This window comes from Vibrio neptunius (genome assembly GCF_000967495.1).
Lineage (GTDB): Bacteria > Pseudomonadota > Gammaproteobacteria > Enterobacterales > Vibrionaceae > Vibrio > Vibrio neptunius.
In genome coordinates this window covers 150,212-159,764 of the sequence record NZ_JXXU01000044.1, presented here as the reverse complement: position 1 = coordinate 159,764, position 9,553 = coordinate 150,212, and the positions used below count along the sequence as shown (strand labels likewise).

General features: G+C 43.4%; 12 protein-coding genes. 10 read left to right on the top strand and 2 right to left on the bottom strand.

Translation table 11 applies throughout. The features are described from left to right. Nucleotides 1–207: hypothetical protein (locus TW84_RS24975; RefSeq protein ID WP_205622498.1), on the top strand; the 207-nt coding region annotated here is incomplete at its 5' end. A gap of 41 nt (nucleotides 208–248) precedes the next feature. Here the strand turns inward: TW84_RS24975 and TW84_RS15945 are convergent. Both TW84_RS15945 and suhB read right to left on the bottom strand, forming a co-directional pair. Continuing rightward, nucleotides 249–1,775, bottom strand: coding sequence for a phospholipase D family protein (locus TW84_RS15945; RefSeq protein ID WP_045976619.1), 1,527 nt, complete (start codon nucleotides 1,773–1,775; stop codon nucleotides 249–251). A gap of 171 nt (nucleotides 1,776–1,946) precedes the next feature. Next, nucleotides 1,947–2,750 (bottom strand): inositol-1-monophosphatase, encoded by an 804-nt coding sequence (gene suhB / locus TW84_RS15940; protein WP_045976618.1) that lies wholly within the window; start codon nucleotides 2,748–2,750, stop codon nucleotides 1,947–1,949. A gap of 178 nt (nucleotides 2,751–2,928) precedes the next feature. Here suhB and trmJ point away from each other — a divergent pair, with 178 nt between their 5' ends. The 9 genes from trmJ (at nucleotide 2,929) to iscX (ending at nucleotide 9,510) form a co-directional block, all read left to right on the top strand. Continuing rightward, nucleotides 2,929–3,654 (top strand): tRNA (cytosine(32)/uridine(32)-2'-O)-methyltransferase TrmJ, encoded by a 726-nt coding sequence (gene trmJ, locus TW84_RS15935; RefSeq protein WP_045976626.1) that lies wholly within the window; start codon nucleotides 2,929–2,931, stop codon nucleotides 3,652–3,654. A gap of 118 nt (nucleotides 3,655–3,772) precedes the next feature. Further along, entirely contained in the window at nucleotides 3,773–4,279 is a 507-nt protein-coding gene (gene iscR, locus TW84_RS15930; RefSeq protein ID WP_045976617.1) for a Fe-S cluster assembly transcriptional regulator IscR, read from the top strand. Between the two features lie 29 nt (nucleotides 4,280–4,308). Next, entirely contained in the window at nucleotides 4,309–5,523 is a 1,215-nt protein-coding gene (locus tag TW84_RS15925; protein ID WP_045976616.1) for an IscS subfamily cysteine desulfurase, read from the top strand. Nucleotides 5,524–5,573: 50 nt separating this feature from the next. Next, complete coding sequence (gene iscU / locus TW84_RS15920) at nucleotides 5,574–5,957, top strand: Fe-S cluster assembly scaffold IscU (RefSeq protein WP_045976615.1); 384 nt, start codon at nucleotides 5,574–5,576, stop codon at nucleotides 5,955–5,957. 67 nt (nucleotides 5,958–6,024) lie between these two features. Beyond that, nucleotides 6,025–6,348: an iron-sulfur cluster assembly protein IscA gene (gene iscA, locus TW84_RS15915; RefSeq protein ID WP_045976614.1), complete on the top strand. Its 324-nt coding sequence runs from the start codon at nucleotides 6,025–6,027 to the stop codon at nucleotides 6,346–6,348. 55 nt (nucleotides 6,349–6,403) lie between these two features. Next, a complete protein-coding gene (gene hscB / locus TW84_RS15910; RefSeq protein ID WP_045976613.1) occupies nucleotides 6,404–6,919 on the top strand; it encodes a co-chaperone HscB in 516 nt (171 codons plus the stop codon). A gap of 19 nt (nucleotides 6,920–6,938) precedes the next feature. After that, on the top strand, nucleotides 6,939–8,792 hold the full coding sequence (gene hscA / locus TW84_RS15905) for a Fe-S protein assembly chaperone HscA (RefSeq protein ID WP_045976612.1): 1,854 nt from the start codon (nucleotides 6,939–6,941) through the stop codon (nucleotides 8,790–8,792). A 12-nt stretch (nucleotides 8,793–8,804) separates the two neighbouring features. Then, nucleotides 8,805–9,143 (top strand): ISC system 2Fe-2S type ferredoxin, encoded by a 339-nt coding sequence (fdx, locus tag TW84_RS15900; RefSeq protein WP_006959826.1) that lies wholly within the window; start codon nucleotides 8,805–8,807, stop codon nucleotides 9,141–9,143. 172 nt (nucleotides 9,144–9,315) lie between these two features. Further along, complete coding sequence (gene iscX / locus TW84_RS15895; protein WP_045976611.1) at nucleotides 9,316–9,510, top strand: Fe-S cluster assembly protein IscX; 195 nt, start codon at nucleotides 9,316–9,318, stop codon at nucleotides 9,508–9,510. Nucleotides 9,511–9,553: the final 43 nt, after the last annotated feature.

Here is a 9,553-nt window from a genome sequence, read left to right as displayed (position 1 = left end):
TCTAGCAGAAATGCTAGAGCCTTTTCTTTTGTAGCTATGAACGAGCAGCGGATTCCGCCACTATCAAAGATGCGCGTGTTAGAAGTTAGAGTCTTTCTACACCTGCCATATTCGAAAGCCTCAGCAGAAATGCTGAGGCTTTTTCGTATGTTAGTGCTAAACCAAAGCAGCGGATTCCTCGAATATCAGAACATGCGCGTGTTATAAGTTCGAGTCTTTCTATTCCTGCCAAATATTGAGAATCCAGTTTAAAGGATACTCTTTGGAACAATTCTTCTGATTTTTACCCCTATCTGTTTAAAGATATTGACCTTATGATCCGGGTTGAAGCCTTCGCTAATAAGCCACGCGTTTTCTGGTTCCATCTCGATTCTCATTGCAGTATTTACACCATCAGTAATCTCTGGTGAATAAATGACTGTAAAGCTTTCTGTATTGAGGTTAGCGCTACGAGGGTCAAAGTTATAAGTACCGACAATCGTTATATGATCATCAATGGTCATCGTCTTAGCGTGTAAGCCAAAGATAGGCGTGGTGGGCAAGCGTTTAAACATATGTTCAGTCATGACCCGCTGACGAACTTTGGCATCTGGCTTGAACTCATAAATCTCGACGCCTGTTTTTGTTAGCGCAGAACGATTCCTTTGATAGCCGCTAAACGCTTCCAGGTTGTCATTGGAGGCGAGGCTGTTAGTGAGGATCTTTATCTCCACCCCTTTATCGACTAATCGACGAAGGAACTTACGGTCTGCTTTCGTGGTGACTAGGTAAGGTGTCTGGATCAAAATACTTTTCTCAGCACTTTCTGCGAGTTCAATCAACTTGCTTCTTGTAATACTTCCACCACCAAGAAAAGTTTGCTGATCGTTTTTACCGGGTTTATCCGAGATGTATTCTACTTTCTCAAGGAATCTAAAGCGTCCTTGGTCCATCAAGCGGTCAAAAGTTTGTGGCACTTTCTCGATTTCAGCTTTTATCTCAGGATGGAAGTTCTCAGGGTTACATGAGTAAGAATGTAGGCGGGAGAAGTCAGGGTTCTTAGGGTAAGGGTTATTACCAACTAGTTTCTCAACTCCTACACTTAACTCATGGTTCCAAAACTCATTAAATGAGCTTTTTACATCTGATACCGTCTTACCCGCGAGAAAGACGTCGCGATCTCTGAAGTTATACTCGTGGTCAAAACCGAAATACTCGTCCGCGATATTACGTCCTCCCGTAACGGCTATCTGGTCGTCGACCAAGAATACCTTGTTATGCATTCTTTGGTTTAAACCGTGGAAGTCAGTAAGCAAGGTACCAAGCTTATTGATGATGTTCTTGCCTATGTTCACATTCGGGTTATAGATTTTTATCTGTATATTTTCATGGGCATCGAGCATTAGAAGTTCATCGCCTTTCGCGTTTAGCATGATGTCATCAATTAGTACTCTAACTGTTACTCCGCGCTCGGCCGCGCGAACAAGGTGGTCTGTTGCAATCAAGCCAATGTTGTCTACCGAGAATATAAAGTACTGAATATCAATGCTGTGCTCTGCTCTATCCGTTATCCAAGCTCTAGACATCATGGCTTCAGCACCTTGCTCCAAAACATATACGCCAGTTGCATTGTCTAACTTAGATTGGAAGGGCTCAAGGTAATGAGAGAGGGGCTCTACTTGATGCTGTGGAATTGAATCACAATGATCTATTTCAGAAAGTGGCACACTGTCTGGGTCTGAACCACAACCAATCAAAAGTAGGGTAAGAGAGTAGAAAAGAGGTTTTATCTTCATGCGTTAGTATCGATACATCCGTTGTCTTTAAAAATAGGCATCACTTTCTTATCACATATTGCCTTAGTTATGTGTCTATAGCGACTTCATAGCAGAGTTAGTTCCTGTAGATACAAAAAAACCCACTCTAATGAGTGGGCTAAAAGTTTCAGCTGTGACGGAGCTTTGAGATTATTTTAGTAGTGCTTCATTACCGTTTTCACGGATGTGCTTAAGCATGCCTTTAACGCCGCGAGCACTTGAAGCTACAACATTACCTGATTTTACATAGTCAGTGCCGCCAGCAAAATCAGTAACAATAGCACCTGCTTCACGAGCTATAAGCTCACCAGCAGCGATATCCCACGGTTTAAGACCAAGCTCAAAGAAACCATCTACACGGTTTGCTGCAAGGTAACATAGGTCTAGAGCGGCCGAACCTGTGCGACGGAAATCAGAACAGTCAACGAATAGTGCTGACATAATCTTAAAGTAAGACTCTGAGTGCTGTTTCTGTTTGAATGGGAAACCCGTAGCTAAAACAGTACCCTGAAGGTCTTTTACTTGCTTGACGCGGATACGAGCATTATTAAGTTGCGCGCCAGAACCTCGTTGAGCGGTGAAAAGCTCATTCAGCATTGGGTCGTAAACACAAGCGACTTCTGTTTTGCCTTTGATGCGTACAGCAATAGAAACAGAGAAGTGAGGTAAACCTTTTACAAAGTTTGTAGTGCCATCCAGTGGGTCGATGATCCATTGCACTTCGTCATCTTTACCTTGAAGAAGGCCTGACTCTTCACCAATTACAGTGTGATCAGGGTAAGAGGCTTTGATCGTATCGATAATGATAGCTTCTGCTTCTTTGTCTACGTTAGTGACGAAGTCATTGACGCCTTTTTGAGTCGATTCAATCTTCTCAGCATTTTCTAAAGATTTAGCAATATGGTTGCCTGCTTTTCGTGCAGCACGAATAGCAATATTAAGCATTGGATGCATACTAATTTCCCAACGGATGTTAAAGAACAGAAAAACGGGCGGCAGTATATCAGATAAACACCGAAATGGAAGTGGTTATTTTTTGAACTTTTGGTTTTATTACAGTAAAGGGTCTGACCATTTTACTCAGGTGTATGTTAATATCGCGCAGTTCAAAATTACGTCATGGAAAACACTGATGCTAAACAATGTCAAAGTTGTACTTGTTGGAACCTCTCACTCTGGAAACATTGGCTCGGCTTCAAGAGCAATGAAAGTCATGGGGCTGACTAACTTAGTACTTGTTGATCCACAGTGTGAGATAGATGAGCAGGCAACAGCACTTGCTGCTGGCGCAGCAGATATCGTCCGATCGGCAGTGATAGTCAACACATTAAATGAGGCTGTTGCTGATTGTAGCCTTGTTGTAGGTTCAAGTGCGCGTTCACGTACTTTAGAATGGCCAATGTTAGAGCCGCGTGAATGTGGTAAGAAATTTGTCGAACAAGGAGAAGCATCTCAGGTCGCATTAGTATTTGGTCGCGAGCGTACCGGATTAACAAACGAAGAGCTTCAGACGTGCCACTATCATGTTTGTATTCCTGCTAATCCTGAGTACAGCTCTCTTAATCTGGCAATGGCTGTTCAGACACTAAGCTATGAAGTTCGTATGGCATATTTGGAAAAGCAACAGAGTCAATATGAGCCTAATCAAGTGGCGGAATATCCAAGACATAAAGAGTTAGAAATGTTCTTTTCGCATCTTGAAAAAGTGGCAACTATGACCCAATTTATTAGCGATGATCAGCCTGGGAAAGTGATGAACAAGCTGCGTAGGCTATTTAATAGAGCCAGACCTGAAGCGCAAGAACTGAATATTCTGCGTGGTGTATTGACCTCAATTGAAAGAAAAATCAATAAGTAAATTAACCACAATAAAATCATAGTTAAATACCTGACTAAAACAGTCAAATATATACTTGACCAATTTAGTCGGGTATGTGAGAATCGCCATCACATAAACAGTGTGGATATGGTGTTATATGAGACTTACATCTAAAGGAAGATACGCAGTTACAGCCATGTTAGATGTGGCTCTGCATTCGCAACAAAACCCAGTGCCTTTGGCTGACATTTCAGAGCGACAAGGGATCTCGTTGTCTTACTTAGAGCAGCTATTTTCAAAGCTACGCAAAGCGGGCCTTGTGGCCAGTGTTCGTGGCCCAGGCGGTGGTTACCGTTTAGGTGAAGACGCTCATTCTATTGCTATTGGTACAGTGATTGCTGCCGTAGACGAGTCGGTTGATGCGACCAAATGCAATGGTAGAGCAGACTGTCAAGGTGGAACTCGTTGCCTTACTCACACTCTTTGGCGTGATTTAAGTTCACGCATCAGTGACTTCTTAAACAACATCACTCTTGGTGAGTTGATGACGGATAACGAAGTACTAGAAATTTCAGACCGACAAGATCTTGGTCTTACGGTTAACCATGGGTTTTCTAACAAGAATTCTAACACCGCGCCCATCGGTGTAAATGTCCGCTCTTAAGCGGTTTGCCTGTTACATTGGAGTAGAGAATGAAACTGCCTATTTACCTAGATTACTCAGCGACTTGTCCTGTAGACCCCCGTGTAGCTGAAAAAATGGTTCAGTACATGACAATGGATGGTACGTTTGGCAACCCTGCATCGCGTTCACATCGATATGGTTGGCAGGCAGAAGAAGCAGTAGATACTGCTCGTGAACAAATTGCTGATCTAATGAATGCCGACCCTCGCGAAATCGTCTTTACCTCTGGCGCGACAGAATCAGATAACCTAGCTATTAAAGGCGCAGCTCATTTCTATTCTAAGAAAGGTAAACACGTGATTACGTGTAAAACTGAGCACAAGGCGGTTCTTGACCCATGTCGCCAACTAGAGCGCGAAGGTTTTGAGGTAACTTACCTTGAACCTGAATCTAACGGTTTGATTGATCTTAAGAAGCTTGAAGCCGCAATGCGTGAAGACACTGTATTGGTTTCGATCATGCATGTGAACAACGAAATTGGTGTTATTCAAGATATCTCTTCTATTGGTGAACTTTGTCGCGAACGTAAAGTGGTTTTCCACGTTGATGCAGCTCAGTCTGCGGGTAAGCTACCAATCGATGTCAAGGAAATGAAAGTAGACCTTATCTCATTGTCTGCTCATAAAGCTTATGGCCCTAAAGGTATCGGTGCACTATACGTTCGTCGTAAGCCACGTATTCGTCTTGAAGCACAAATGCACGGAGGTGGTCATGAGCGTGGTTTCCGTTCAGGCACACTGGCTACTCACCAAATTGTTGGTATGGGCGAAGCGTTCCGTATTGCTAAAGAAGATATGCAAAAAGATTTCGATCATGCACTTGCGCTTCGCAACCGACTATTTGACGGTGTTAAAGATTTAGAAGCTGTAACTGTTAACGGTGACTTTGAGCAACGTGTTCCTCACAACCTGAACGTTAGCTTTGCCTTTGTTGAAGGTGAATCTCTACTGATGTCACTTAAAGATCTAGCGGTCTCTTCAGGTAGTGCGTGTACATCGGCAAGTCTAGAGCCTTCATATGTGCTGCGTGCTCTTGGTCTAAACGATGAACTAGCACATAGCTCTGTACGTTTCTCTTTTGGTCGATTTACGACTGAAGAAGAAATTGATTATGCAATTGAACAAATTCGTACTGCAGTAACTAAACTGCGTGACATGTCTCCTCTATGGGATATGTACAAGGAAGGAATCGATCTAGATACAGTTGAGTGGGCTCACCACTAATTTCATCAGGTTATTCCAAGTCAGTTAATAGAGGATTCGAGGTAAAAATCATGGCATATAGCGAAAAAGTAATTGATCACTACGAAAACCCACGCAACGTTGGTTCGTTTGATAAAGAAGACCCAGCAGTAGGCAGCGGCATGGTTGGTGCTCCAGCTTGTGGTGACGTAATGAAGCTTCAAATTAAGGTAACATCTGAGGGTATTATCGAAGATGCGAAGTTCAAAACATACGGTTGTGGTAGTGCAATCGCATCAAGCTCACTGGTTACCGAGTGGGTAAAAGGTAAGAGCATTGATGAAGCAGCAGCAATTAAGAATGCTGAGATTGCTGAAGAACTTGAGCTGCCACCAGTTAAAGTACACTGCTCGATTCTTGCTGAAGATGCAATCAAAGCTGCGGTTGCTGACTACAAGAAAAAACACCAAGAATAAGTAATCTGTATATAATGGGAGCCTAAAGCTCCCATTCCGTTCGCCAATCAATTAACTAAGGTGCAGTATGGCCATCACAATGACAGAAACCGCGGCAAGTCGCGTTAGAACATTCCTAGAAAACCGAGGTAAAGGGATCGGTTTGCGTTTGGGTGTGAAAACGACAGGCTGTTCTGGAATGGCATATGTACTTGAATTCGTTGATGAGCTTAACGAAGAAGATTCAGTATTCGAGCATGAAGGCGTGAAAGTCATCATTGACCCAAAGAGCCTTGTATATTTAGACGGCACTGAATTGGATTATGTTAAAGAAGGCCTAAACGAAGGGTTTGAATTCAACAACCCGAATGCTAAAAGTGAATGTGGTTGCGGTGAAAGCTTCAACGTATAATTGATAGCGCTTGTAGGCATAGCTTGCAGGTAGATTACCAAGGACCGAATTCTCCATGAATTACTTTGAATTATTTGGGCTACCAAGTCAGTTTCAGCTGGATGGTAGCCTTCTTTCTTCACAATTCCGTGAACTTCAAAAACGCTTCCATCCAGATAACTTTGCCAGTGCTTCAGAGCGAGACCGCCTCATGGCGGTGCAAAAAGCATCGGAAATCAACGATGCCTATCAAGTTTTAAAAAAACCTCTGTCTCGTGCAGAGTATATGCTGGCAGAAAATGGCGTTGATATTCGTGGTGAACAACAAACCATGAGTGATCCTATGTTTCTAATGGAACAGATGGAATTACGCGAAGAGCTTGAGGAGATTCCATTCAACTCAGATCCAGAAGAAGCACTATTCGATTTTGAAAGTAAGGTGAGCAAAATGTACAAGCAGCATCTGAAATCGGTAGAGCAGGAACTGAATGATGGGCTTTGGCAACAAGCTGCTGAGCGTGTACGTAAACTCAAATTCATCGCTAAATTAAAAAATGAAATCGAGCTAGTAGAAGAGAAACTCCTCGGCTAGTGAAAAACAAGGACCACTCATGGCACTACTTCAAATTGCAGAACCGGGTCAAAGCTCGGCACCTCATGAGCACAAACTTGCAGCAGGTATCGATTTAGGTACTACCAATTCATTGGTTGCGTCAGTGCGTAGTGGTGACGCTGCAACTCTTAAAGATGAACATGGTCATAGTATCTTGCCTTCTGTAGTGAACTACTCTGGTGAAGAACTAACTGTTGGGGCTGAGGCAAAAGCCATGGCCGAGCAAGATCCTGCTAATACCATTATTTCAGTAAAGCGTTTACTCGGACGCTCTCTAAATGACATTCAACAGCGTTACCCAAATCTGCCTTACCAATTCAAAGCGAGTGATAACGGCTTACCTGTTCTTGAAACACAAGCGGGCGATAAGAATCCAATTGAGGTTTCAGCCGATATTTTAAGGACGCTGGGCCAGAGAGCGGAAGCAACATTAGGCGGAGAGTTAGCCGGTGTTGTCATTACTGTTCCTGCTTACTTTGATGACGCTCAGCGTGCAGGTACAAAAGACGCTGCTAAGTTAGCTGGTATGCACGTTTTACGTTTGCTAAATGAACCCACTGCAGCGGCTATTGCTTATGGCCTAGACTCCGGCCAAGAGGGCGTTATTGCCGTTTATGATCTGGGTGGTGGTACTTTTGATATTTCAATTCTGCGCCTTTCTAAAGGTGTGTTTGAAGTGTTGGCAACGGGGGGGGACTCTGCGTTAGGTGGTGATGATTTTGACCACTTACTTGCTGACTACTTAATGGAACAAGCAGGCTTAGAAACACCATTATCACCGGAAAAGACACGAACGTTACTTAACATCGCGACTGAAACCAAAATTGCTTTCTCTGAAAAAGAGAGCGTTGATGTTGAAGTTTTCGGTTGGAAAGGCAGTGTTAGCCGTGAGCAATTTGAAGATCTTATTCGTCCTCTCGTTAAGAAAACGCTGATGTCATGCCGCCGCGCGCTAAAAGATGCAGAAGTTGATGCTGACGAAGTATTAGAAGTTGTGATGGTAGGTGGTTCAACTCGTACACATCTCGTCCGAGAAATGGTAGGAGACTTCTTTGGTCGTAAGCCGCTAACAAGTATTGACCCTGATGAGGTTGTTGCGATTGGTGCAGGTATTCAGGCTGATATTCTCGCGGGTAATAAGCCAGATTCTGAAATGTTGCTTCTTGATGTAATCCCACTATCTCTAGGTATCGAAACCATGGGTGGATTGGTCGAGAAAATTGTTCCACGTAATACCACAATTCCGGTTGCTCGTGCGCAAGAATTTACGACATTTAAAGATGGTCAGACTGCAATGAGTGTTCACATTGTACAAGGTGAGCGTGAACTGGTTGATGACTGCCGTTCGTTGGCACGATTCTCACTAAAAGGCATTCCTCCAATGGCTGCTGGTGCTGCTCATATTCGTGTGACATACCAAGTTGATGCCGATGGTCTTCTTTCAGTCACTGCAATGGAGAAGAGCACTGGTGTTCAGTCCGAAATACAAGTTAAACCGTCTTATGGTTTGAGTGACGATGAAGTGGCAAACATGCTGCGTGACTCTATGACGTACGCGAAAGACGATATGATGGCGCGTGCGCTGGCTGAACAGCGAGTAGAAGCTGATCGTGTCATTGAAGGGTTACTTGCTGCGATGCAAGCGGACGGTGATGACTTGCTGTCCGAAGCGGAAAGAGAAGCCCTGATTAAATCGATTGAATCATTGATTGAACTGCGTAATGGCGATAGTGCGGATGCTATTGAGCAGGGAATCAAAGATACTGATAAAGCGAGTCAGGACTTTGCTTCACGCCGTATGGATAAATCGATTCGAGCTGCACTGTCAGGTCAATCAGTAGATGATATTTAAGAGATAAGAGTTATGCCTAAGATTATAGTATTACCACACGAAGATTTATGCCCGGAAGGTGCGGTACTAGAAGCAGATACTGGTGAAACTGTACTGGATGTGGCGCTGAAAAATGGTATCGGTATCGAGCATGCGTGTGAAAAGTCATGTGCGTGTACTACCTGTCACATTGTGGTTCGTGAAGGCTTTGACTCTTTGGAAGAGAGTGACGAGTTGGAAGACGACATGCTGGACAAAGCATGGGGCTTGGAGCCTGAATCACGATTGGGTTGTCAGGCTAAAGTTACGGATGAAGACTTGGTGGTTGAGATTCCTAAATACACTCTTAACCACGCTTCAGAAGATCACTAATACTCTGCATACTTGAAGCCGCAGCGTTGTTTACTGAGTGAGCTCATCCCAATTACATAGAACACCTATGCTCATAGGGATGAGCTTACTTGTTGCCTAGCCGCAACTCCAATTATTTTGAGTATTCTGCATTTATTGATGTGAGCAAAAAGAATCACATAAGGAATTGGTTATGAAATGGACAGATTCACGCGATATCGCGATCGAATTGTGCGACAAGTTTCCTGAAATAGATCCTAAAACAGTACGTTTTACCGATCTTCATCAGTGGATTACTGAGTTGGATGAGTTTGATGATGAGCCTAACCGCTCTAACGAAAAGATTCTCGAAGCAGTGATTCTATGCTGGATGGATGAAATGGATTAGCGCTTGCTAAAAAGTCTTTCTAGTTAACAAATTTTACTAAAAG